Raw genomic sequence first — 22,742 nt, 5'->3', positions numbered from 1 at the left:
TTGGCATCCTCAGTCGCATCCGCCATCCGATTTAGTCTTCGTGCCGCCGGCCTCGCGGCCGCCGGCACGTACAACGCTACCTGAGCTCATCTCCGGTCTTCAACGAAGCTTCGCATTCTGCAGCGCGTAATTCACTACTTCATCGTGACGGGCAAACCATACCCCGTCGGGCAAGCTCTTCGCGAACCTGATCAGTTCCTCGACAATCCAGATGCGCGAGCGATTCGTGATCACGTGCTGATGCATCGTGAGCTCGAACAGTCCGCCCTCCGCATACGCGGCGTCCAGTTCCCGCCTGAAGATGTCGAATACGTCCGAAGGTGGCGTATAGGGACGTAACCCCTGAAAGTGATGCATCAGGAAATAAACGGCATCGTCATGCACCCAGTCGAACGGGATTTCAACCAGTCCGGTAGGCTCGCCATCCATCTCCAGTTCGTAGCAATCGTCGTCGGCGCCCAGGGATGAGTCGTAGGCAAACCCAAGATCCTGAAGAATCTGCAACGTATTTTTTGAAAAATCGCCCGACGGCGATCGAAAGCCCGTCGGACGTTTGCCGGTAATCTTTTCAAGGGTGTCCATCGAGCGCCCGAGCAGATCCCGTTCGTCGGCGAACTCCAGCTTCGAGTTCAGCTCGTGGATCCACCCGTGCACTCCGATCTCGTGTCCAGCGTCCACAATGCGACGTTGCTCGTCGGGGTACAGCAGCGCCGAGACGGCAGGCACATAGAAGCTGACAGGAACGCTGTACTTTTCGAGGAGCGACAGGATGCGCGGTACACCGACCCGATTTCCATACTGTCCCCACGAAAGACGGTTAACCGAACCGCCTCCATCACGCAGCTCATTGGTTTCGTGATCCGAATCGAATGACAGGGCGACAGCAACCCGCGCGCCGCCTTTCCATTTATCCGGACGCAGACTGCGCCCCGCACGAACGTGGGTCACGATTCGTCGCCACTCCTGTTCCGGCCATTGCCAAGGTTGCATCGCATTCTGATCGCTCATCACGGACTCTCTATCTGCGCGTCGCGCAGTTGTTGTCTAAAAATCCCATCAATGTGGGACGTTTCTCAGTGTGAGGCGGCAATTCGCGCAAAGCTTTGAAACGCCGTCAGCCATCACCATTGTGGAACCTGGGGATTCTGTTTCGTTGACATTCCGTGCCTCACACTTTTCAATATGAGACACACCTCCCCTTCCGAGAAACAACGGTTATGCGCAAGCGAGTTGTCAGAAGCGCAACCTTGCATGGCTATTTGCGCGCTGCTTGCGACGTCGGCATTGACGGCAAAGCGCTAATGGCCCGGGTTGGATTGAGCAGCGACATCGCTGAGAGTCCGGACAGCCTGATTCCGTTGGATGCGTGGATCAGGCTCCTGGATTTGTCGGTTTCCGCGTCGGCCCGCACCGATTTCGGCGCGCGCGTCGCGATTGCCCGCGGTGTTCCCGACTACGGACTGGTAAGTCTTATGTTGAGAGAAGAGGAAACGCTACGAGATGCGCTGCACACGTATTCGACGCAGTTGCATCACCACTGCGACGGCATCTTCATCGATCTTGACGAACGCTTCGACAAGCCGCTGCTGACGTTCAGAATCGAGTCCGAGATTCCTTCGATACACGTCATGGAATACTGCGCCTGCGGCATCGTCCAGATGATTCGCTGGCTCGTCGGACCCGACTGGCAACCCGATGCGGTCTGTCAGGAACATTCGCGTCCCGCCCATACACTGGTGCAAAGCAACTTCATGCGATGCGAGCTCCGCTATGACCAGATGGTCAGCGGGATCCTGCTCTCACGCGATGCGTTGTCCCTGAAGGTGATCGCTTCATCCGCCGTACTCCGGCGTCACGCCAAAACGCTGCTCGGGCAAACCTTCAATCATTCGCCGGAAGACTTCGAAGCACGCGTCGAGTGGCTCATGCATCAGCAGTTGCGCGACTCGCGATGCAGCGTCGAGACCCTCGCGTCCAGTCTGGGAATGAATCGGCGCACCCTCCATAGACGACTCGCAGACAAGGGACTGTCCTACTCCGCACTTTTACAGCAAGTGCGGTGCGACACGGCCAGGCGGTTGCTCAGTATGCAAACAGTGTCATTGACAGAGGCAGCCGAAGCACTGGGGTTTGGTAGTCTGAGCGCGTTCTCCAGATGGTTCCAGACCAGTTTCGGCTGTAGCGCCACGAGATGGAAACGGAACCTGGAAGCATCCGGTTAAGGCCTCCGTAAATTCGCGGTTCGACTTGCTGCATAGACGGCGTCGCGCGTCTGACCTTTCCCCTCTTGAGTATCCCACTGTAAAGTTAGTGGCAAGGCCGCAGGAGAACCCTTGTCATGAAGAAGTCGCGGGTCAGCGGAGAGCAGATTATCGAGGCGCTGAAGGAAGCCGACGCAGGTATGCCGGCAGAGCTTCGGCCTCGACGCACGGTAGCCTTTTTAGGCTCACTCGAAGGGAACGTACGTCGTTGCTTGCTTATCAGACAACTCTTCATGGCGATCCTTTCTCGCCTGAATCAGTGTCAGATTCGCGATCACTACCATTCTGGCTAAGCGACGACGACACATTCGAAGCCAAGGTTCTCGAAGACGACGAACAGGATCGCTGCCGATCATCAATCCTGGAATTGCTTCCAGAGCACCATCCTGTCCTGCAGGTTCAGGACTTTGCCATCGACGGTAAATGTTCCATCGCCGTTGTGATGCAAAGTGCGGCGCTCTTTCCTGTCGGTGTCAGTCCATATCTGTACCGCTTCGAGGATAAAAAGGCTGTACTTGTCGACCAGACTGGTGTCAACAACCTTGCATTCAATGTTCGCCAGGCACTCCCCGATAAGGGGCGCTTCGACCACGCCCGCAGGAAGAGGCGTCAGGCCGAATTTCTCGAACTTGTTGATCTCCCGCCCGCAACAATTACCGATATCGACCATTGTGGCGGCGAGATCCACCGTCGGTATCGCGATGACACATTCTCCAGTCTGTACCAGCGCTTGGTAGCTGTAGTCCCAGGGACCGATTACGGCACCGATCAACGAAGGATGTTGCACCATCATGTGAAAGCCCATCGTCATGATGTTGCGGGTACCGTTACACGCGGTGGTCACGAGAACGATCGGCCCGGACTCAAGTAAGCGATATGCCTTGGGCGTGGACATGACTTGCATGGACATCGGCTCGTCTCCTTAGGGGTAAGGTTGACTCGCTATCCGTAACGATCGGGTCTTGATTGAATACTGCGAGCGCAACCGTTACTGCGGTGGCCGCAGTCGGCCAGCCGGAAAAAACGCCCGACCGGCATCAGCCATTGGCGACGCCAGGACATCAATCCGTACCCGGAATCAGTTACGGACTAACGCTCGTTAAAGCGTATATCCGCCGTCGGCGAGAAAGTCCGCGCCGGTCACGAACGCGCTTTCGTCGGAGATCAGATAACGTGTCAACGACGCGATGTCTTCCGGTTGCCCCAGTCTGCCGAGCACGGCATCTTTGGCCGCCTGCTCGTTCATCTCCGGTGGATTGACGGCGATGATCTTCGTTTCAATGAAGCCCGGCAGGACTGCGTTAACCCGGATCCTGTATTCTCCAAGCTCAAGCGCCGCCGTCCGCGTGAGACCGCGCACGGCCCATTTGGTGGCGTTGTAGGCGATGCAGCCGCGAATACCGCGGATGCCGCAGATCGATGAGGTATTGATGATCGAACCGCCACCCGTGCGCTTCATTTCCACCGCCGCATACTTCATGCCGAGGAACGTGCCTTTCTGGTTGACCGCAACCTGGGAGTCGAAAATCTCGTCGGTCGTATCGGCCAGCGTGCCCGGCCGATATATCCCCGCATTGTTGACCAGCCCGTCCAGCTTGCCGTAGCGGGCGATGGTCACCGCGACCACGTTCTGCCAGTCGGCGGCAGACGATACGTCATGGCGGATAAAGAATGCGTTGTCACCGAACGGCTGCGCGGCCGCAGTACCGTTTTCTTCGTCCAGATCAGTGAACACGACGTGCGCGCCCGAGCGGGCGAGCAATTCCGCTTCCGCACGGCCAATACCGTTGGCGGCACCCGTGACGATGACGGTTTTTCCTTTGAGAGAGGTCATGCGAATCAATCTCCAGGTGATGGAAGAGCAACACCTGGATTCTGTGCGCCCACGCCCTTTGGACCCTAGAATGATTCTGCAAAATTGCATGCACGATCCTGCAAATCGTACGTCACGGGGGACGGCGATAACATCAAGACATTTATGCTTCCCGTCGTAGCGATCTGCGCAAAACCGTAATCTACATTTCATGAACCATCCAGACTTTTCCCGATTCGACGCGGCTCCTGCCTTGGAGCCCGCACGCATGGAACTTGTGAATCTCATCGGCAGTTTGGCGCCTGCGGATGGAGAGCATCGGACGGCTATTCCTTCGCTGTCCCTTTTCCGCTATTCGTCTGCCACGGAGCCCGAGTGCGGCGTCACCAAGGCATCACTGGTCATGGCAGTACAGGGGCGCAAGCGCGTGACGCTCGGTACACACGCGTACGAATATGGCCACACCCACTATCTGATTACGTCGGTAGACCTTCCGTTGATGGCGCAAGTCGTTTCGGCTTCACCAGGCGAACCTTACCTCTGCTTTGTGTACGAACTGGACCTGACCCACATCGCCAACCTGATGACCGATATGGGACTGACCAGGCCCGACGGTATTCCGGAAGGCGGTGCGCTTTCGATCTGCGCGTTTTCTGCGCCGCTCGTCGAAACGGGGCTCAGACTCATCCGCCTCCTGAAAACACCAGGTGATATTCCCATTCTCGCACCGCTGATCGAGCGCGAACTACTTTATCGGCTCCTGCTCGGCGAACAAGGCATGCGGCTGCGGCACCTTACCTTCGTGGACAGTCAGAGCCACAAGATCAGCAAAGCCATCGAATGGCTCAAACATCATTATGCTGAACCGCTACGCATCGAGTTTCTGGCCGGACATGCGAACATGAGTGTGTCATCGCTCCATCACCACTTCAAAGCCATTACATCGATGAGCCCACTGCAGTACCAGAAGCAGTTGCGGTTACATGAGGCCCGCCGTCTGATGCTAACCCAGTTCTACGATGTCGCCTCGGCGGCCCACACCGTGGGTTATGGCAGCCCCTCGCAGTTCAGCCGGGAATACAGCCGCCTCTTCGGTGCCGCACCGGTTCACGATATTTCTCGATTGCGGTACGGAGATCGTCTCGGGCACCAGGACCAAACCGAGAAAGACGTGTTGCCGATCAAGCGTTCGTAGCATGACGGGCAGAGTTGGCGTACGCGGCGCTTTGGCCTTTTTCATTCAAGGGTTTTGTTCCAGCGTTAGACAGGTTTCCAAAAAAGCGGGACCAGTGGAATGCGCCAGTCACTGCCCGGCAACGCTTGCGCCGGAACTTATACCGTGCAGATTCAAATGATTTCCGTGACGAAGTTTTCGAGGCTACGTCGCACCTTCTTCAGGTTCACCAACCAGTCGCCTTCCGCGGATCGATAACCCAGCGCCATGATAACGACGCTACGCAGCTGCCTCGAATTCAGACCGAGGATTTCATCGACTGCTGCCGGGTCGAATCCTTCCATTGGTGTGGCGTCAACTTCCTCGAAAGCTGCTGCAATCAGTGCGATGCCCAAACCGATATAGGCCTGCCGTGCAGCGGCTTGATGGTTGGCCTCGGCTCCTCTCTCGGCGACGATGCCCAGCAGCTTTTGACGATAGCTTTCCCACCCTTCGTTCCTGAAACCGCGGACCTCATTGGTGAGGTCGAACATCATGTTGACGCGCCCGGCGGTGATGTCGTCCCACGCCGCGAACACCAGCAGATGCGAGCAGTCGGTAACCTGCGATTGATCCCAGGCCGCGGCGCGGATCTTTGCGCGAACTTCCGGATTGCTCACGACAAACAACTCGAAGGGCTGAAGTCCGCTGGACGTCGGCGCCAGTCGTACTGCTTCAACGATGCGTTCGAGCTTTTCGGCAGGCACGGTCTTCGTCGTGTCATATTTCTTGGTCGCGTAGCGCCATGCGAGCCTTTCATTCACGGTCATCATCTTGTCTTCTTCCCAATTGAGTTAGATCCAAAGGATTGAGCTGGAAACCACCGGCGCTGCACGAGGAAGCGCCGCATCGGCGGCGCAAGGTCCGGCGCCAAATGAACCCGCTAGATGATGGCGTTGCCACAAGACAAGAAAAATCTGGCTCGATGCAGCACAATGCTGCACGTCATGCAGCAATTATCGGTTGCAGCAATACGATTTCATCCTTACGTTAAAACCATGAATCTGGACCAGGGTCGAGCCGACGAACACGCCGCGTTACTCGCCGTTGCACGGGAAGGCTCGTTCGTTGCGGCCGCCGCGGCGCTCCAACGCCATTCGACGATCATTTCGAGGCGCATCAGCACACTGGAGCAACGCCTTGGCGTGCGCCTGCTCGAAAGAACGACGCGAAGCGTTCGCCTGACAGAAGCCGGCGCACGGCTTGCCGAACGCCTGCAGGCTGCGACCGACGCCATTTTCGAGGCCGAACAGGAAGCAGCGGCCGGCGGCATCGAGTTGCGGGGCCGCCTGCGCCTGGCTTTCCCGGCGGCGATGGGACGGCAATGGCTTGCGCCAGTGCTGCCGGCTTTCGCACGGCAATATCCGGGCCTCGAAATCGAGGCTGACTATGCCGAGCGCTATGTCGATCTCGTCGGCGAAGGCTTCGATGCCGCATTGCGTCTTGGTACGCTCGGCGACAGCCGGCTGGTTGCCCGCAGGCTTGGCGAGCACCGGATCGTTCTCGGTGCTTCGCCGGATTATCTCGAACGCCACGGGGTTCCCGACTCGCCAACGGCATTGACCCACCACAACCTGTTGCGCTACACCGGACCGGTCTCGACGCCCGAATGGCGGCTGCGCAAGGGCAACCTGCGCGAGACGATCCTGCCTGCGGGAAATTACCGTTCAAACGATATCGGTGCCCTGCTGGAAGCGGCGCGCCAGGGTATCGGTATTGTCGCATTCGGTGACTGGTCAATGGCGCGCGACTTTGCGGCGGGCACGCTGGTCCGTGTCTTGCCGCAATGGCGTTTCGACGCAGACGAAGGAATTTTTCTGGTTCGACCATCTCGACAGTTCACGCCCGCACGAACTGATGCCTTCATTCAGTGGATCACCGCGCTGTTTGCTAGGGGTCTCCCATGGGAGGTCAACGCGGCAATCTAGCTCGTTCGGGTTTCCTGGCAAGGACCTCTGCAAGATCGAAATGGCTCGACGCAACCCTGCACGGCAGACATCCTGGACGCTGCGTGGTGCACGATCCATTCATTTACCCTACGCAGCTGAGGTTTGCGGAACGACTACACGAGCGTTCCACCGCCATCCACGACCACAGCTTGACCAGTCGTGTAACCCCCTCGCATAAACGAAAGGTAGGCCTCAGCGAGATCGCGAGGTATGCCAACTCGCTCCACGGGCAGCTTCGCAGCAGTTTCGCGGAAAATGTGTTCGCGCGTCTCGGTCGGAATTCCGGACCATAGATCGGTGACGACCATTCCGGGCACGACCACGTTGACCCGGATGGGAGCGAGTTCGATGGCAAGGGCCCGCGTTAGCGACTCGATAGCCCCGCAAATGCTCGCCGCAAAGGCAAAGCCCGCCGGCGGGCGTCGTGCCGAAGTTCCGCCAGTCAAGACGATCGAGCCGCCGCGTCGCATATGGGGGCTTGCCGCCTGCACCGCAGCAAGCACGCCCCAATAACGCAACTCGAAGAATTCGCGAGCGGCCGCCAGGTCGGTGTCCGCGACGCGTGAGCCGAACGGAAGCGGCTCGCCCGCGGTATAGGCCAGATGGTCGAACTCACCCAGTTCTGCGAAGAGCTGTCCCGTAGCATTCGCCGATTTCAAGTCCACGGCCCTGCCTGTGGCAGAACCTTTTGGGAGTCGATCCACCGCATCCGCGACGCTTTTGGCCTGACTGGCGACGATGACGATACTGGCTCCTTCGAGCGCAGCCTGCTCGGCCACGGCGAAGCCGATGCCGCGAGACCCGCCAAGAACGACGATACGTTTTTCTTTTAGCATGACCTGAATCCACGAAGAGTGTCGATGAAGAGGCCCGATACGGCGGACCCGCCGATTGCCCAGTCATCGTAGGCCGCGGTATAAGTACGGTCGATAGCTAAACATGCGAAAAACTTTATCTCTCGTCCAAATATGGATCCTTTCCTCGATCTGATCGGCCTGCTTCGACCGCGTGCCACCCTGTGGGGCGGCCTCGAGGGGCGTGGAGCATGGGCGGTATCGTTTCGGAAGCGGGACGATGTCCTGTTCTGCTGGCTGTCACGCGGGGAGTGCCAGCTGGTTCGTCCGCGCGTGCCGCCTTTGCGTTTGCGCGCCAACGACTTTGTCCTCGTTCGTACTGATGCACCCTTCGTGCTCAGCTCGGACCTCTCGATCGAACCGGTCGACAGCGAGGCGGCAGTCGCCCGGACGAAAAAGACGACGCTGCGAGTCGGCAGCGGCGCGAAGTCGCCGGTCACCCTTCGCGGTGGCCGATTTCTGTTCGATACGGCAAACGAGACCCTGTTGACGGGCCTGCTCCCTTCGCTGGTTCACATCCCGGGAAACGACACGTCCTCGCCGCGCATTCGCGCCCTGATGAGCATGAACGAAGCAGAGTCCTCGCACCCAGGGCCTGGCAGCGAATTCGTCGTCGCACATCTGATGGAATTGATCCTGGTGGAAATTCTGCGCGGTGCCCGGCTTTCTGCGCAGCCGCAGCACGGGGGGCTGATCGCGGGTCTAAAAGACCCGATAGTGGCGCGTGCGCTCTCAGCCGTCCACCGCGATGTGCGGAAGGACTGGACCGTAGCCGACCTGGCTCGGCTTTGCGGCGTCTCACGTTCCGCTTTTGCCGTTCGTTTTCGTACGACCGTCGGGATGGCGCCCGTCGAATATTTGCAGCACTGGCGTATGGCGCTGGCAAAGGACGCACTGCGACTCGGTACGAGAGGTATTGGTGAAATCGGGCTGTCTATCGGGTTTCAATCACCAAGCGCATTCAGCACCGCTTTCACCCGAGTTGTCGGAATTTCACCGAAGCGGTTCGCAGCCTCCGTTCGACAGCGATAAAGCGTGCGCTTCCTGCGCGAGTCGAAAAAGAAAAGAGGGCCCGCAGAACCGAAGTTCTACGGGGCTGGCGCCTTCTGCTCGCGCGGGGCAAGCCCTTTTGCATCGCGAGCAATCGTGCGGCCTGGCCGGTCGCGTTCGGCAGACAGGTGCCGCAGGTCAGGGACGGCCATATCGCGCACGACTTTCGCTCTCCGGTTCAAGGAACTCGTCGGGCTCACACCAATGAATTATCCGCCGCGTTGGCGTATGACCTTGGCCGCCGCCAGGCCGAAGTACTTGCGCATCAAGTGCACTCCCCGCCAGCCGGCCGCCACCGCCCTCAGACGCATGACGGCGAATCGTACGGGCGGGAACAGTGGATCGATCACCCGTCTGGGGTCGCCCATCTCCGGACACTGACCTCCGCGAGCGCCTTGAACACAGCAGGCGAGCGCTCGAGACGAGCGATCGTGCGGGCGCCCTCAAGAGCGGCCACCAGTGCAGCAGCGGTGGACGAGGCTCGCGCGGAACCGAAGGCACACCCCCTGAAGTGCTCCGCAATAATTTCTGTCGAGTCAGCAAAACCCCGCGCTACCCGCCTGGTCAGCTCAGCATCGAGCGCGGGCAGCTCGTTCGCAAGGTTCTGCATCAGGCATCCATACTGGAAATCGGTGGCGACCATTTCCGCCGCGAATGTGGCGAAGATCTGTTGAACAAAATCCAGAGCATTGCCCGTCGTGTTCGCCGAGATGGCCCGCAGTACGCTCATCCGGTTCGAGATGTACCCGTCGCCAGCGGCCTTGTGAGGAAGGTCTTGTCGCCGGGGTTGATTGCGGAGGCGTGCATGTCGATCAGGACATGGCCCTCGGCCGGCTCGCTCAGCAACGGAATGTCACGGACCTCCAGCCCCGACTTGATGTTACGCAGATAGCCTTCAAAGCATTACTCCTTGTGTGTGGGGGAGGCACGAGTACCTCTCACCGGCGTCATGGCAACAGTAAGCCGATAGCTAATCATTCACAAGTACGGAATTTTTTGTTAGTACTTCCCTTTTCGGAGTGTCCGGACTAACGTTTCAAGAAGCCGTCTTCTCCCCGATGGGTACGAAGCTCAGGCCGAACTATCGTTCGAGGCCTGCCAGGACTGACACGGCCGGGGATCAGAACAGCTCTGGACAACAGGTTCTAGGGCCCCCACACGATTTTTCTGGATTGCCCCCTTATGGAAGCTTCGACGCAATGCCCGGTGGCCTTCACCTCCCGGATCATGGGAGGGAAATGGAAAGCGCGGATCGTATGGGCTTTGATTCGACACGAGCCGCTGCGCTTTTCCGAGGTACGCCGGGCGTGTCCCCCCATCAGTGACCGCATTCTGTCGAAGGAACTGAAAGAGCTGGAGGGTTGGGGCCTCATAGCGCGGCGGGAATATTCCACCATTCCGCCCAGGACCGAATACAGCTTGACTGCACTTGGGCAGACGCTTGGTCCCGTGATGGCAGCCATGGCGGCCTGGGGAACAGAACACCGCTCGACGATAGCCGGCCAGAGTTAGCCGTTATTGACGGCCGTGATGAATCGCCTGGGTTTCGCCTTCGATCTAGATCGCCCGCTTTTTTGCTCCTCGTCCGCGTCTGGCCCCGGGGGTACGGTAGGCGTGACAGAACTAGCTGCCACGGCCGACCAGAAGGTTCGCGAGGCACAGTTGGGGCACACGGGCACACCGTGCCAAGGCGGTCACGAAGCCGCGGCGGGAGCTTCCGGGCGAATTGCTGGACGGACCGATCAAGGAGATTGAGATGTTGTATGAGCTGACCACACTTTCGTGCTCTCTTCTGGAACAGGACGCCACATCCGATGGTGCGCGACGCTGGATATCTGATGCCAGCGCGATGGGTGTCCTCCTTGGATCATGGCGAACGGAAATTGGCGAGCTCGGGCAAATCATCGTCCTGCGCAAGTTCGAGACCATCGACGAACTCCGGCATGAGCGCGAGCGGACTTATATGGATGAGCGGCCATTTCGTACAAGCAACCCACATGTCCGGATCGACATGGAAACCTACAGATTGTTTCCTTTTTTGCCAGACGTCGAACCGACGAATTTAGGCAGATTTTATGAGTTTCGCCGCTATTGGCTGAAATCCGGGGGAATCCCGCCAACCATTGCCGCCTGGGAGAAAGCCATCGGCCCAGCCAAGACCTACACTTCTCACCTGGTCGCAAACATGTACGCACTCGACGGTCCACCTCGCATTGCTCACATCTGGGGATTTTCCAGCCTGGAGGAGCGTATGGCGTTACGGGCACATCACTATGCAGCAGGGCTATGGCCGCCTGTCGGCGGTCCTCAGCAGATCGAGAAGGCGACCTCAACGATCTGCCTGCCCGAAGCGTGGTCGCCAATGTGCTGAAGTAGCACGCGCCAGCGATATGCCGATCATCAGTGAGCAGACGGACCGAGCAAGTTTGATGTGGGTATGAGACCTGCCTTATCGCACGCACGCTTCTTCATTTCTCGATCGGCGCGCGCAAGCTGCGAACGTTGTTCTGCTCTTGCCGCATCGGTACGACATCAGGCACATTTTTCAACGATATTTCTCTTCGTGCGACATGTAGCTTTCACAGACGGGTTGTCACGTCGCCCAGGCGACGTGGCAATTGAGCCGCTGCAACAAAGGCGAACGCGTGGATGCCGCAAAGAATGAGAAATGCCCCGCCGTATGCGCCTGAAATCGCATGGCCGGCGCCGAGGGACTTAAGCTTCCACGCCAGGAATGTCGCGCATAGCGTCGTCATCGTCGGTCCACCGAGACGCTGAACGATGTTGAGTGACGTCGTCGCCATGGGCATCCGCTCTCGACGGACCGAAGCATACGCAGCGCTCAGCGATGGCAGACCCACACCGCTCATGCCGATTCCTCTCAAAAGTAGCGCTGGTATGAGCACCAGAAGATTCAATCCGTGGGCGGCCAGATACAACATGGGGAGTGTGGCGAGGAGCGTGAGCAAGGCACCCCCGGCAGACACGCGCCGAATGCCGAATCGGTCCGTCAGCATCCCCATGAATGGATTGGTGAGCATCATGCCGATGCCAAGTGGCGCTAGCAGCCAACCCATTTCGCCCGGCGCTCGGCCGCATGCCTGGATGAGAAAGGCCGGAATCAGCATTTGGCCGGCGAACATGCCGCCGTTCGACAGAAATTGCGTGACGGCTGCGACGGAGAAAACCTTGCCCCGGAAAAGGTGCAGATCGATTAATGCGTTATCGCCCTTCGCCCGCGCCGACCAGAGGAAAGCCGCCATCATGAGCAAACCGCACGTGAGAATGATGCACCCCGCTGCACGGTTGAGTCGCTCGGAACCGTAGAGAAACATCACCAGACCGGGCGAAAGCAAGGCGAGGCCAACCCAGTCCAACTTCCGACGTGTCGTTTCATGCCGGTCGCCAGGAAGGACCAGAAGCACCAGCAGAAGAGCGATTACCCCAACAGGCAGATTGACCAGAAACAGCCAGCGCCACGACGCGTATTGCAGAATGGCGCCCGCAATCACGGGACCAAGCACGGGCGCCAGGAGGACGGGCAGCGCCATGTAGCCCGCCACGCGGGCCATGTGTTTCCCCGCCGCACGCGCGATCATCATCTGCGTCATGGGCGCAAGGAGGCCACCGCTGACTCCCTGCAAGACTCGAAAGGCGATCAGGGAAGGAGCCGACCAGGCAAGGCCACATAGCGCCGAGCACAGCATGAACGCCGAGAAGCACCATAGATAAAGCGCCTTGGCGCCGATGCGGTCGACCAGCCAGCCATTCAACGGCAGCACCAGGGTGAGCGCCAGCAAATAGCCGCTCGTGACCCATTGGATGGTGGAAAGGCTGCTGTTCAGCTCCGCCGCAAGGTTCGAAAGGGAGACGTTGACGATGGTCGCGTCCAGCTGTGCGAGCAACGCTCCGAACAATGCGACGCCGGCGATTTTCCAGACAGAAGGGTCAATCCGATCGTCTGCAGCATCGGCAAGTTCAGGAGAGTTTTTCTGCATGGCCGCCATTGAGACGGCCAAAATGCCGCGCAGAGAACAATGAAATCAGAAATGCGCCAGCACCGAGGGCGATAACGTCGGTCGTACTCTTTAACGTGAAATCACCGACGCGACACACCAGTAGATAGCCAACGACAATATTGAAGAAGCCCCACATCACATTGGTGATCGAAGAAGAAAGCCCTGCTCCGGGCGGCCTGGCGAACGGGCTCTGAAATGGCCTTCCCATCGTGCCGCTCACGACATGTGGTATGGCATTCGCAAAAAAGAAACCGCCAAAAAAGTACGCAACGACTGGGAGCCAGGACATGTCACGCGCTCCGCGTCGACAGGAGATCAAGGATGGCTTGCGTTGTGCCCGTCTCACCCAATCGAGGAAAGATCCTCTCAACGCTATTGGCATGTGCCTCGACACTGAGATCTGTCATGGCATCGACGGCGAGGGTGACGTTAAAGCCCAACTCATGGGCCTGGCGGGCGGTTGATTCGACACCAATACTCGTCGCGACCCCGCACACCACCACTTGGGTAACGCCAGCGGATTTCAGGTAATCATCAAGACCGGTGTCGGTAAATGCACCCCACGTTCTTTTGGACACGAGGTGATCCTGCGGCTGCTGATTCAACTCTGGAAGCAGGTCGGACCAATCCGGTGGGAGCTCGTGCCCAGCATGGCTCTGCTCCGTTCGGCCAGGCGCTATACCGACGACATTGACCAGAACCACAGGAAGGCTATGTCGACGAAAGACCTTGGCAAGACGACCAGCATTCTCTAATACCTGCCCGACGGGATGAACGGCGGGCATCGACGCAACGATTTTCTGCAGATCGATGACGATCAACGCGGCTCTTGAATCAAGTTGACTCACAGTCATGTAGTTCTCCCAAATAAAGGAAGTTGATTGACTTGCGTTCCCTACTCCGGCGCTGCCGACGCGACGTCAGGAGTCGCCCATCTGCCGGAGGATCGGTATCGCCGCGATGAGCGCTTCCCGCTGAGCCGGTTCCAGCGCACCGAGTGCTCCGACCAGCCAGTCCCGTTTCATGGCGCGGTGTCTCGTCCTCACCGCCGCACCCGCGTCGGTCAGCACGAAGAGAATCTGACGGCGATCCGTCGGATGGGGCTGTCGCTCGACCAGCCCTTCCTGCTCCAGGCTTCCCAGGATCACGCCCATCGACTGGGGCTTCATCAGCTCTGCACGTGCAAGGTCCGCGGTCGTCATCGGCCCGCTTTGCTCAAGGCGCGCCAGGACGCCCATTTGCGAAAGAGCCAGCTCCGTCGGGTTGGACTCGGTGCGTAGGCGCCTTATCAGGCGGCTGATGGCAGTCGTGAGGTCCTTGGCAAGGATGTCAAACGAAGGTACGGAATCGATCGTCATAGCGAGACGATATGATATGCAAGACAAACTTGCAAGTTTATCTTTTTACTTTCCGTACCCCGTCAGGCCGAAGCACGGTCAGTTGGCGCGGCCCGGCATGGGCCACCGCATAGGCCACTGCCTCGTTGGTGTCGTCCAGACTGAACTCGGCTACCTCAAACTGCCCGAGGTCAATCAGCCCGGCGCGCACCATCTGCACCATCCGGGGAATGACCTCCCTGCTGTACATCCAGACGCCACACACCGTGGTCTCGTTGCGCATCAACCAGTGGTAGTTCAGTCCGAGGTCGCCTTCGACCCCGCGCAGGCCACCCATCAGAATAACCCGCCCGCCTCGCCTGACCGCCAGCGTCGCGTTCAGGGTCAGAACGTTGTCGGTTAGCAAGCGACGCACACGCACGCCGAGCCCTGCGTACCAAGCCACTGCATCGCGCAGGAACTGCACGGCACTGCGCCTTGTCTCGTCTGGATGCATTGCCGTGTAGGCAATCCGGGCATGATCGTCCACCGCGACGAACAGATACTCCCACCCAGCGCCATCGACCGTATCGCGCCGATTGCCGGTGACGCGATGGCCTGGACGCGCGATACGGCTGAGCTTCTTAATGTCGATGTGCAACAAATCGCCCGGTGCCTCGTGTTCGTAGCGCTGAACCGGTTCACGCGGTTGCAGGTCGCTCAACCGGGACAGTCCGGCACGCGCCAGCACGCGGCTGACGGTCGAGGCCGACACGCCCACCTGTCGGGCAATCTGACGTTGCAGCAAGCGTTGCTGGCGCAATTCCACGATCAGCAAGGCAGTCGCCGGGGCGATGGCGCGTGGAGAGCAAGCAGGCCTCGATGAGGCGTCAGCCAGTACCGGCGCGCCACCGGCCAGATAGCGCCCGAGCCATTTACGCACGGTCGGTGTTGTCACGCCGTGATCGGCCGCCGCTTGCGGCACACTCGAAACAGATTCGGTGATTTCCTGAACCATCTCAAGTCGACGCGCGAAAGTGAGTCGGGCATTCTTATGGGTGTTCATCCGGCTGGGTTCCTGGAAGGTTGGGTGTTTGGCGACTTCCAGTCTCCCAGACCCAGTCCGGATGAACCATCGATACAACCTATTGAAGCTTCACATCTAATCGGCCGCAAACATGCGGGAGCGCAGCGGTTCGATGGTGTGCGTAAAAGTCCTCGCATCAAGTGTAGGGGTAGGCCGCACCAAAGAAATCAAGCGAGACCGCCTTGGCATACATATTTGAGCGCCATATAGTCGTCGAGGCCGTAGCGCGAGCCTTCGCGGCCATATCCTGACTCCTTGACGCCGCCAAACGGCGCGGCTTCGCTCGCCACGGCGCCTTCGTTGATTCCCACAATGCCCGTTTCGAGCTTGCGCGCCACGCGGTCGATGCGGCGCACGTCGTTAGTGTAGAAGTACGCGGCCAGACCGAACGGCGTGTCGTTGGCAATTCGGATGACTTCGTCTTCGTCGTTGAAGCGGAACAGCGGCGCGACCGGGCCGAACGTTTCCTCGCAGCACAGCACCATGGCGTCGGTGGCGTCGGCAAGCACGGTGGGAGCGTAGTAGTTCGGGCCGAGTTCAGTCAGGCGCTTTCCGCCAGTCAGCACGCGCGCGCCCTTCGTCACGGCGTCGTCCACATGCTTGGCGATCTTGTCGATAGCGCGCTCATTGATCATCGGGCCGATCTGCGCCTTCGCATCGGTGGCCGGGCCCACGTGCAGCGCGCTCACGCGCTTCGCGATCAGCTCACAGAATGCTTCGTAAACCGCATCATGCACATAGATGCGGTTCGGGCACACGCACGTCTGACCGCCATTACGGAACTTGGCGAGCATGAGACCGTTAACGGCCGCTTCCAGATCGGCGTCCTCGAACACGATGAACGGCGCGTTGCCGCCCAGTTCAAGCGAGAGCTTCTTGAGCGTGCCCGCCGACTCGCGCGCAAGATGTTTGCCCACGGCCGTCGAGCCCGTGAAGGTGATCTTGCGTACGCGGTCGTCGGCTAGCCAGTCCGCCACGGCGGCAATACCTTCTTTGCGTGCGGCGGAGATCATGTTGAGCACGCCGTCGGGCAAGCCTGCTTCCTGCGCCAGCACGGACAGCGCGAGCGCTGTGAGCGGCGTGTCCTCCGCGGGCTTGGCTACCACCGTGCAACCGGCGGCGAGCGCGGGCGCGATCTTGCGCGCGATCATCGCGAGCGGGAAATTCCACGGCGTGATCGCAGCCACAACGCCAATCGGCTCTTTGATGGCCATCATGCGCTTGCCACGCTGCGTCTGCGGAATGATGTCGCCGTAAATCTTAGTGGCTTCTTCCGCGAACCACGCCACGTACGACGCGCCATACGCGACTTCGCCGCGCGCTTCGGCGAGCGGCTTGCCCTGCTCCAACGACATCAGGCGCGCGAGGTCCTCGGTGTTCGCGAGGATCAGCGCGTGCCAGCGGTTCAGCACGGCCGCGCGCTCGCGAGGCAGCTTGTCACGCCACGCGGGCAGCGCGCGCGATGCCGCGTCGGTGGCCGCGCGCGCGTCGGCGGCAGCGCTGTTCGCGACTTGCGCAAGCGTGGCCTGCGTAGCTGGATTCGTCACGGCATAGCGGTGATTACCGGCAGCGGCAATCCACTTGCCGTCGATGAAATTCTCATGTCGAAGCAGTTCGCTTCGGGTCAACTCCAAACTCATTGCGTGCTCCTTGCCATCAGGGATATCGGGCGTCGATCGGGTCAATTCGACGCGACTTGTTCTTTCACCGGCGCTGCAGCCCAGGCGTCCGTTTGCGCAGCATCGGGCTGGCGATCGAGCCACTGCGCGAGATGCAGCGCAGTGCGGCCCGTGGTGTTGCGAATCTGCGAGCGGCAGCTGAAGCCGTCGCTCACGATCACGGCATCGTCGCGCAACGCGCTAATCACCGGCACGAGTTCCGACAGCGCGACCTGCTTCGCGAGATCGGCGGTTTTCCTGTGATAGCCAAACGCGCCGGCCATGCCGCAGCAACCCGTGGGCAACACCGAGCCCCTGCTCGTGGCCTGCTTGAGCATCGCCGTTTCCGCCTTCATGCCGCCGCACGCCTTCTGGTGACAATGACCGTGCAAGTGCACCTCTTCATCGAGCTTCGGCAGCGTGACGCCATACTCTTGCAGCAATTCTGCGAGCGTCTTTACCGCCCTCCCGAGAGCATGCGCACGGTCGTCGTTCGGGAACAGTGCGACCAATTCGTCGCGGAACACCGAAAGACAGCTCGGTTCGAGCACGACCACGGGCAGCTTCGACTCGATCACGTTCGCCATCTCAGACATGATCGTTTCGAGGTTGCGCTTCGCTTCGTCGAGCAGACCGGCATCGTACATCGGCCGGCCGCAACACACCTGCTTGCGCAGCAGGCGCACTTCGAAACCCTTCGATTCGAGCACGCGCACCGCCGCTTCCATCACCTCGGGCGTGAAGCCGTTGTTGAACGTATCGGTCCACAACAGCACCGGTGTGCACCTGGTGGTCACGGCTTCGGCCCGCGCCAGCAGACGCTTCGCGCTCGCGCCGTTGCGGAACGTTTTTGCAGCGATGGTGGGAAACTTCACGTCTTCGGCGAAACCTAACTTCGCGCTCACCTTTCGGAACGACGGATTACGAATCAACGCGTTCGCCACGCCGCTCACGTGCGTGGCCACCGGCAGCCAGTTGCCGATGCGGCTCACTATCGCATCGATCACATGACGACGCTTGTGCCTGTGATACTCGTAAAGAAAGTGGCTCTTGTACTTGGCGATGTCCACGTGCGTAGGGCAATCGCTGCGGCAACCCTTGCACGCGAGACAGTGATCGAGCGAATCCTTCACGGCCTCGCTTTGCCAGCCGTCTTCGATCACTTCACCCTTGAGTAGTTCGAACAGCAGACGCGCGCGACCGCGTGTCGAATACTTCTCTTCGCGCGAAGCACGATAGCTCGGGCACATCGTGCCGCCGCTCAGCGAACGGCACTTGCCCATGCCGATACAGCGCTCCGTCGCGCGCGCGAACGTGTCGGGCTTGGCGAGATCGCCGAACAGAAACGGGCTCGACACGTCCACGCGCTTATACGTCGGGCCGAGTCGCAGATTCTGGTCCACCGGCATCGCATCCAGCAGCTTGCCGGGATTCATGCGGCCGCGCGGGTCCCAGATCGCCTTGAATGCACGGAACGCTTCCATCAGTTCCGGCGAATACATGAGGTGCAGCAGTTCCCCCTTCGCCTGGCCGTCGCCGTGTTCGCCCGAGAGTGAGCCTTCGTATTTCACGACCAGCTTCGCGGCGTCGAACAAAAACTCACGCCAGGTGTTCACGCCTTGCGCATTGCGCAGATCGAAAGTGATCCGCGAGTGAATGCAACCGTCGCCGAAATGGCCATACATGTTGGTCTTGTAGCCGTACGACTCCACCAGCGCCGAAAATTCGCGCAAGTAGGGGCCCAAGTGGCGCGGCTCCACGGCGGCGTCTTCCCAACCCACCACGGGGTCCGGCTTCGACATGTCGTCACCAATGGAAGTGGCCGAAGCGCCAGTTTCGCGCACCGACCACAAGCGCTTCATGAGCCCGGCATCGCTCACGAGACGCACCGACGGTAGGCCCGGTAGATCGGGGGCGAGCGCAGCCGCGCGTTGCGCCGCCGCCATCGCCACGGCCTTGTCGGTCGCACCGAACTCCACCATCAGCCATGCATTGCCTTCAGGCAGTTCAGCAATATCGGCAAGCGCCAGACCGCGCTCGCGCAGGCCGCCGACAATGCCTGTGTCGAGCCCTTCCATTGCGATGGGCGAGAGCGGCAGCAGTTGCGGCACGCAATCGGCGGCATCGAAAATGGTCGGAAAACCGAACACCACGAGCAGGCGATGCACGGGGTTGGTCATGAGCGTGGTTTTCGCACGCAGCACCGAAACGCAGGTGCCTTCGGAACCCACGAGCGCACGCGCGATGTTGAAGCCGTTTTCGGGCAGGAGTTGATCGAGGCTATAACCGGACACCCGGCGTTTGAGCCTGGGAAAGCCTTCGCGAATCGCGTCGCCGTATTTCTCCACGAGACCGAGCAGGCCCGAAACGATTTCCGCTCGGCGACCGCCCGCCGCGAGATGCTCGCGCAGCGCGGCGTCGTCGGTCGGGCCGACCCAGAACCGCTCGCCGTCGTAGGTGAGCACTTCCAGCGCCTCAATGTTTTCCGCGGTTTTCCCCGCCATCACTGAATGCGCGCCGCACGAGTTATTGCCGATCATGCCGCCAAGCGTGCAGCGGCTGTGCGTGGCCGGATCGGGGCCGAACGTGAGGCCTTTCAGCGCCGCCGCGTCCTTCAGTTGATCGCAGATCACGCCGGGCTGCACTGTCGCCACGAGCGCCGACACGTCGATTGCTTCGATGGTGTTGAGGTACTTCGATGCGTCGATGATCACCGCCGCGTTTACCGACTGCCCGCACATGGACGTACCCGCGCCGCGCGTGAGCACTGGCAAGTCGGCTTCGCGGCACGCGCGCATAGTCTCGACCACGTCCTCGACGCTGCGCGGCACGACGATGCCGATCGGCACCTGTCGGTAGTTCGACGCTTCCGACGCATACGCGGCCCGCGTGCCAGGGTCGAAGCGGACCTCGGCGCGCGTGTTGCGGGCAAGCTGGCGCTGGAGGGCGAGCAAGGTGTTGATATCGTGGCGAGGCAAATCGTTTGAGTTCATGACATCGCTAGCGTGGGGCGCTTTTGGCAATAATGGATACGGCAGGTAAAACTTTGGTGCGGCTCAGGCGGGTTCACGCCATCGTTTAAACCGTCGCGACCGGCGTGACTGGCGAGCCGACCGCGCGCGGCAAACGCAGCGGCGGCGCAGTTAACAAGAAGCGATTGCGACCGTGCGCGTGCAGCCAGTCGGCCAATTCGCTCAAATGCCACAGCTCGCCCAGGTGCACGCCAAGCCGGAACAAGCATAAATCGTGAAGCGGATGCGAAGGATAACGCGCGTCGTCGCTCGGTGCGGCGGGCAGAAATTCAACGGCCACGTTATCCGATATCAGCGCAGCCACGTTCGAATCGACGATCCAGCGGCGCAGCGCTTCGTCGCGGCCATCAAGACCTGCGAAACCGCCTTCGAGCGCCTTGCCTTTCTGCGTGCGATATACATCGAGCAACGCTTCGTCCAGACCCGTGCGCAGGCACAGCATGTCGCCGGATTCAACCACCACATTCTGCGCGCCCATCGCTTCCATCAGGTCGCTGTACCCCACGCGCTGAGGCACCGCGCCGAACTGGCGCTTGAGGTCGACCATCACCGCGCGGCCTTGCACGCAGGTGGCCGCCATGTTCTCAATGCCGAGCCGGTAGGCACCCGGCGCGCGCTCGATGACGGGCAGCGGTTCGCCCGATTTTTCGCTGCGATAGTCGAGAGGCCCGATCACGTCGTCGCCCGCCCGAAAGCCGTTGTAAAAGCACATTTCCGGCTGACCGTCGCCGTCCGCGTCGAACCATTGGCCCATGTGAGCGAGGCTGTCCCACTGCGTCGAGTACTGCAACGCGAGCGTGACCGTGTCGTCACATATCACGTCGGTGAGATTCGCGTTGTCGCGCGAGAGCGGGTACGTCATGTTCGGCATCTCGCCGCGCATCGTGGGTTGCACGTGCGGCGGCGCGCGACGCGGATTCAGCACGCGATCGCCGGGACAGTCGAGCGGCAGGCTGAGGCAAAACGTGCGCCCTTCGCGCGCCTCGCGCAGGCCTTCCAGCACCTTCGCGCGCGTGATGAGGTTCAGGCGACCCAATTGGTCGTCGGCGCCCCAGTCGCCCCATGTGGAATCGGCGGGGCGTTGGGTCCAGCGGCGTGCGGTGATGTTCATCGACAGGTCCCGGTGGTTTGCTTAACAGTTGCCTTCAGTGGCCTTCAGCGAGTGGCGTTGCCGGCCAACATCGGCGTCTCGGCTTCGCTACGCGTTGTGCCGGTCACTGCGTTGCCTTCGGCTTCTTCGCCACGCGGCATCCAGCGCGACGTATCGAACAGGCTGATCGCAATCAGCAGCAACGCTCCGCCGGCGATGAACGACGCCATGCCAAACTTGAGGCCGAGCGAAGGCGTGACGAGGGCGATCGCATACGGCGCAACGACGCTAATCGACGTCATCGCATAGCTAATACCGATACCCGTCGCGCGCCCTTCCACCGGGAAGCGGCGCGATTGATAGAGCGGCATGATGCCGAACAGGCCGTTCGCGAACATGCCCATGCAGAATGCGCCCGCGCCCAGCAGAAAGTGGCTTTGCACCAGCGTGTAGAGCGCGGTGGACGGAATCACCACGCCGAGGAACAGGCAGATCGTGCGGCGCTCGCCGAAGCGCGCGGCCCAGTAGCCCGAAAGCGGCTTGCCGATGACCGAACCCACCGAATAGGCGATCACGAACGGGAAAATCTGGCTTGAATCCAGATGCTGCACCGTCAGCAGGAAGGTTGGATACAGCACCTGCACGGCCCACAGCATGAAGTTGATCGCCGCTGAGAACACCCACGCCTGGAACACGGCCGGATTGAAAATGAAGGCTTCGCGCATGCTGCGGCGCTTGTTGTGCTGCTGCTCGCGCTCCCAGTCTGGCGACTCGCCTACGTTACGGCGCAGGAAAAGCGTGAGCAGCGCGGGCAGGACACCGAGGAAGAACATCCAACGCCAGCCGGCAATAGGGAACAGGAAGTGGAACGCGAGCGCGGCGAGCAGATAGCCGAACTCGTAGCCCGCCACCATGATGCCTGAGGCCAGCGGGCGAATCTTCGCGGGCACGGTTTCCATCAGCAGCGCGACGGACGCCGTCCATTCCCCGCCAAAGCCGATGCCGAACAGCACGCGCATCGACATGAACGACGCGTAGCTCCATGCCAGGCCGCTCAAACCAGCCGCGCACGAAAACCACAGCACAGCGGCCATGAACACTATCTTGCGGCCGAAGCGGTCCGCGGCGAAACCCCAGCCGATAGTGCCTGCGACCTTGGCGAAACCGGTGGCGGTCACGACGAAGGCCATTGCGGGCAGGCCCGCGTCGAACACCCTGCCGAGATGCGGAATCAGAAACAGCAGGATCGTGAAGTCGAAGGCGTCGAGCGCCCAGCCTGCTGTGGCGGCGAAGATGATGCGCCAGTTTTCGCGCAACGCCTGCACATGCGTGCCCGCTTGCGCGGGACGGCTCACTGCGAAGTCGTTCATGTCGTGTCTCCTCCGATCCTTATATGCGTA

The 22,742-nt window shown here is 60.4% G+C and carries 20 protein-coding genes and 2 pseudogenes; 7 read left to right on the top strand and 15 right to left on the bottom strand.

Features of this window, described 5'->3' with window-relative positions; all coding sequences use genetic code 11:
- Positions 1–99 precede the first annotated feature (99 nt).
- Complete coding sequence (locus tag WT97_RS18570; RefSeq protein ID WP_060354016.1) at positions 100–1,008, bottom strand: polysaccharide deacetylase; 909 nt, start codon at positions 1,006–1,008, stop codon at positions 100–102.
- Positions 1,009–1,217: 209 nt separating this feature from the next.
- Between WT97_RS18570 and WT97_RS18565 the strand changes: the two genes are divergently transcribed.
- Positions 1,218–2,222, top strand: coding sequence for an AraC family transcriptional regulator (locus WT97_RS18565; protein ID WP_082751419.1), 1,005 nt, complete (start codon positions 1,218–1,220; stop codon positions 2,220–2,222).
- 116 nt (positions 2,223–2,338) lie between these two features.
- Positions 2,339–2,554, top strand: coding sequence for a hypothetical protein (locus WT97_RS34165; protein ID WP_156440277.1), 216 nt, complete (start codon positions 2,339–2,341; stop codon positions 2,552–2,554).
- 62 nt (positions 2,555–2,616) lie between these two features.
- Here the strand turns inward: WT97_RS34165 and WT97_RS18560 are convergent, their stop codons facing one another.
- Both WT97_RS18560 and WT97_RS18555 read right to left on the bottom strand, forming a co-directional pair.
- Positions 2,617–3,171, bottom strand: coding sequence for a flavin reductase family protein (locus tag WT97_RS18560; protein WP_306640860.1), 555 nt, complete (start codon positions 3,169–3,171; stop codon positions 2,617–2,619).
- Between the two features lie 189 nt (positions 3,172–3,360).
- On the bottom strand, positions 3,361–4,095 hold the full coding sequence (locus tag WT97_RS18555) for an SDR family NAD(P)-dependent oxidoreductase (RefSeq protein WP_060354014.1): 735 nt from the start codon (positions 4,093–4,095) through the stop codon (positions 3,361–3,363).
- 190 nt (positions 4,096–4,285) lie between these two features.
- Here WT97_RS18555 and WT97_RS18550 point away from each other — a divergent pair, with 190 nt between their 5' ends.
- A complete protein-coding gene (locus tag WT97_RS18550; protein WP_060354013.1) occupies positions 4,286–5,269 on the top strand; it encodes an AraC family transcriptional regulator in 984 nt (327 codons plus the stop codon).
- Between the two features lie 152 nt (positions 5,270–5,421).
- Here the strand turns inward: WT97_RS18550 and WT97_RS18545 are convergent, their stop codons facing one another.
- Entirely contained in the window at positions 5,422–6,060 is a 639-nt protein-coding gene (locus WT97_RS18545; RefSeq protein ID WP_060354012.1) for an NAD(P)H-dependent oxidoreductase, read from the bottom strand.
- 114 nt (positions 6,061–6,174) lie between these two features.
- Here WT97_RS18545 and WT97_RS18540 point away from each other — a divergent pair, with 114 nt between their 5' ends.
- Complete coding sequence (locus WT97_RS18540; RefSeq protein WP_257128514.1) at positions 6,175–7,215, top strand: LysR family transcriptional regulator; 1,041 nt, start codon at positions 6,175–6,177, stop codon at positions 7,213–7,215.
- 134 nt (positions 7,216–7,349) lie between these two features.
- On the opposite strand, the gene WT97_RS18535 is transcribed toward WT97_RS18540, so the two are convergent.
- Entirely contained in the window at positions 7,350–8,072 is a 723-nt protein-coding gene (locus WT97_RS18535; RefSeq protein ID WP_060354010.1) for an SDR family oxidoreductase, read from the bottom strand.
- Positions 8,073–8,204: 132 nt separating this feature from the next.
- Between WT97_RS18535 and WT97_RS18530 the strand changes: the two genes are divergently transcribed.
- Entirely contained in the window at positions 8,205–9,122 is a 918-nt protein-coding gene (locus WT97_RS18530; RefSeq protein ID WP_060354009.1) for an AraC family transcriptional regulator, read from the top strand.
- A gap of 364 nt (positions 9,123–9,486) precedes the next feature.
- Here the strand turns inward: WT97_RS18530 and WT97_RS18525 are convergent.
- Positions 9,487–9,897: pseudogene (locus WT97_RS18525) on the bottom strand (TetR/AcrR family transcriptional regulator); the annotation flags it as partial.
- A gap of 425 nt (positions 9,898–10,322) precedes the next feature.
- Between WT97_RS18525 and WT97_RS33055 the strand changes: the two are divergent.
- Positions 10,323–10,652: a helix-turn-helix domain-containing protein gene (locus WT97_RS33055; RefSeq protein ID WP_082751418.1), complete on the top strand. Its 330-nt coding sequence runs from the start codon at positions 10,323–10,325 to the stop codon at positions 10,650–10,652.
- A 244-nt stretch (positions 10,653–10,896) separates the two neighbouring features.
- Positions 10,897–11,511 carry an NIPSNAP family protein gene (locus tag WT97_RS33050; protein WP_082751417.1) on the top strand — a complete coding sequence of 205 codons (615 nt, stop codon included), beginning with the start codon at positions 10,897–10,899 and terminating at the stop codon, positions 11,509–11,511.
- A 208-nt stretch (positions 11,512–11,719) separates the two neighbouring features.
- On the opposite strand, the gene WT97_RS18520 is transcribed toward WT97_RS33050, so the two are convergent.
- The 9 genes and pseudogenes from WT97_RS18520 to WT97_RS18485 all read right to left on the bottom strand — a co-directional run bounded on the left by WT97_RS18520 (position 11,720) and on the right by WT97_RS18485 (position 22,712).
- Positions 11,720–13,147, bottom strand: coding sequence for a DHA2 family efflux MFS transporter permease subunit (locus tag WT97_RS18520; RefSeq protein WP_082751416.1), 1,428 nt, complete (start codon positions 13,145–13,147; stop codon positions 11,720–11,722).
- Entirely contained in the window at positions 13,119–13,448 is a 330-nt protein-coding gene (locus WT97_RS33045; protein ID WP_082751415.1) for a hypothetical protein, read from the bottom strand. Before WT97_RS33045 ends, WT97_RS18520 begins: the two co-directional genes overlap by 29 nt.
- 1 nt (position 13,449) lies before the next feature.
- Positions 13,450–14,013, bottom strand: a complete 564-nt coding sequence (locus WT97_RS33040) for a cysteine hydrolase (protein WP_082751414.1) — start codon at positions 14,011–14,013, stop codon at positions 13,450–13,452.
- 66 nt (positions 14,014–14,079) lie between these two features.
- Positions 14,080–14,517 (bottom strand): MarR family winged helix-turn-helix transcriptional regulator, encoded by a 438-nt coding sequence (locus WT97_RS18510; protein ID WP_060354007.1) that lies wholly within the window; start codon positions 14,515–14,517, stop codon positions 14,080–14,082.
- A gap of 370 nt (positions 14,518–14,887) precedes the next feature.
- Positions 14,888–15,541 (bottom strand): annotated as a pseudogene (locus WT97_RS18505) (helix-turn-helix domain-containing protein); the annotation flags it as partial.
- A 188-nt stretch (positions 15,542–15,729) separates the two neighbouring features.
- Positions 15,730–17,202, bottom strand: a complete 1,473-nt coding sequence (locus tag WT97_RS18500; RefSeq protein WP_060354006.1) for an NAD-dependent succinate-semialdehyde dehydrogenase — start codon at positions 17,200–17,202, stop codon at positions 15,730–15,732.
- Between the two features lie 41 nt (positions 17,203–17,243).
- Positions 17,244–20,213, bottom strand: a complete 2,970-nt coding sequence (locus WT97_RS18495) for an FAD-binding and (Fe-S)-binding domain-containing protein (RefSeq protein WP_060354005.1) — start codon at positions 20,211–20,213, stop codon at positions 17,244–17,246.
- Positions 20,214–20,298: 85 nt separating this feature from the next.
- Complete coding sequence (locus tag WT97_RS18490; RefSeq protein ID WP_082751413.1) at positions 20,299–21,363, bottom strand: cyclase family protein; 1,065 nt, start codon at positions 21,361–21,363, stop codon at positions 20,299–20,301.
- Between the two features lie 44 nt (positions 21,364–21,407).
- Positions 21,408–22,712, bottom strand: a complete 1,305-nt coding sequence (locus WT97_RS18485) for an MFS transporter (protein ID WP_060354004.1) — start codon at positions 22,710–22,712, stop codon at positions 21,408–21,410.
- Between the last annotated feature and the right edge of the window lie 30 nt (positions 22,713–22,742).

It is taken from the genome of Burkholderia sp. MSMB1459WGS (assembly GCF_001534535.1).
In the GTDB taxonomy this organism is placed as follows: Bacteria; Pseudomonadota; Gammaproteobacteria; order Burkholderiales; family Burkholderiaceae; genus Burkholderia.
The sequence above is the reverse complement of the archived record's forward strand: the minus strand, read 5'-3'. Positions and strand labels throughout refer to the sequence as shown.

Excerpts from the sequence above, each read along its gene's own strand:
- WT97_RS18570 (WP_060354016.1), bottom strand. The coding sequence starts at position 1,008 with ATGAGCGATCAGAATGCGATGCAACCTTGGCAATGGCCGGAACAGGAG.
- WT97_RS18565 (WP_082751419.1), top strand. The coding sequence starts at position 1,218 with ATGCGCAAGCGAGTTGTCAGAAGCGCAACCTTGCATGGCTATTTGCGC.
- WT97_RS34165 (WP_156440277.1), top strand. The coding sequence starts at position 2,339 with ATGAAGAAGTCGCGGGTCAGCGGAGAGCAGATTATCGAGGCGCTGAAG.
- WT97_RS18560 (WP_306640860.1), bottom strand. The coding sequence starts at position 3,171 with ATGTCCATGCAAGTCATGTCCACGCCCAAGGCATATCGCTTACTTGAG.
- WT97_RS18555 (WP_060354014.1), bottom strand. The coding sequence starts at position 4,095 with ATGACCTCTCTCAAAGGAAAAACCGTCATCGTCACGGGTGCCGCCAAC.
- WT97_RS18550 (WP_060354013.1), top strand. The coding sequence starts at position 4,286 with ATGAACCATCCAGACTTTTCCCGATTCGACGCGGCTCCTGCCTTGGAG.
- WT97_RS18545 (WP_060354012.1), bottom strand. The coding sequence starts at position 6,060 with ATGATGACCGTGAATGAAAGGCTCGCATGGCGCTACGCGACCAAGAAA.
- WT97_RS18540 (WP_257128514.1), top strand. The coding sequence starts at position 6,175 with ATGATGGCGTTGCCACAAGACAAGAAAAATCTGGCTCGATGCAGCACA.
- WT97_RS18535 (WP_060354010.1), bottom strand. The coding sequence starts at position 8,072 with ATGCTAAAAGAAAAACGTATCGTCGTTCTTGGCGGGTCTCGCGGCATC.
- WT97_RS18530 (WP_060354009.1), top strand. The coding sequence starts at position 8,205 with ATGGATCCTTTCCTCGATCTGATCGGCCTGCTTCGACCGCGTGCCACC.
- WT97_RS33055 (WP_082751418.1), top strand. The coding sequence starts at position 10,323 with ATGGAAGCTTCGACGCAATGCCCGGTGGCCTTCACCTCCCGGATCATG.
- WT97_RS33050 (WP_082751417.1), top strand. The coding sequence starts at position 10,897 with ATGTTGTATGAGCTGACCACACTTTCGTGCTCTCTTCTGGAACAGGAC.
- WT97_RS18520 (WP_082751416.1), bottom strand. The coding sequence starts at position 13,147 with ATGGCGGCCATGCAGAAAAACTCTCCTGAACTTGCCGATGCTGCAGAC.
- WT97_RS33045 (WP_082751415.1), bottom strand. The coding sequence starts at position 13,448 with ATGTCCTGGCTCCCAGTCGTTGCGTACTTTTTTGGCGGTTTCTTTTTT.
- WT97_RS33040 (WP_082751414.1), bottom strand. The coding sequence starts at position 14,013 with ATGACTGTGAGTCAACTTGATTCAAGAGCCGCGTTGATCGTCATCGAT.
- WT97_RS18510 (WP_060354007.1), bottom strand. The coding sequence starts at position 14,517 with ATGACGATCGATTCCGTACCTTCGTTTGACATCCTTGCCAAGGACCTC.
- WT97_RS18500 (WP_060354006.1), bottom strand. The coding sequence starts at position 17,202 with ATGAGTTTGGAGTTGACCCGAAGCGAACTGCTTCGACATGAGAATTTC.
- WT97_RS18495 (WP_060354005.1), bottom strand. The coding sequence starts at position 20,213 with ATGAACTCAAACGATTTGCCTCGCCACGATATCAACACCTTGCTCGCC.
- WT97_RS18490 (WP_082751413.1), bottom strand. The coding sequence starts at position 21,363 with ATGAACATCACCGCACGCCGCTGGACCCAACGCCCCGCCGATTCCACA.
- WT97_RS18485 (WP_060354004.1), bottom strand. The coding sequence starts at position 22,712 with ATGAACGACTTCGCAGTGAGCCGTCCCGCGCAAGCGGGCACGCATGTG.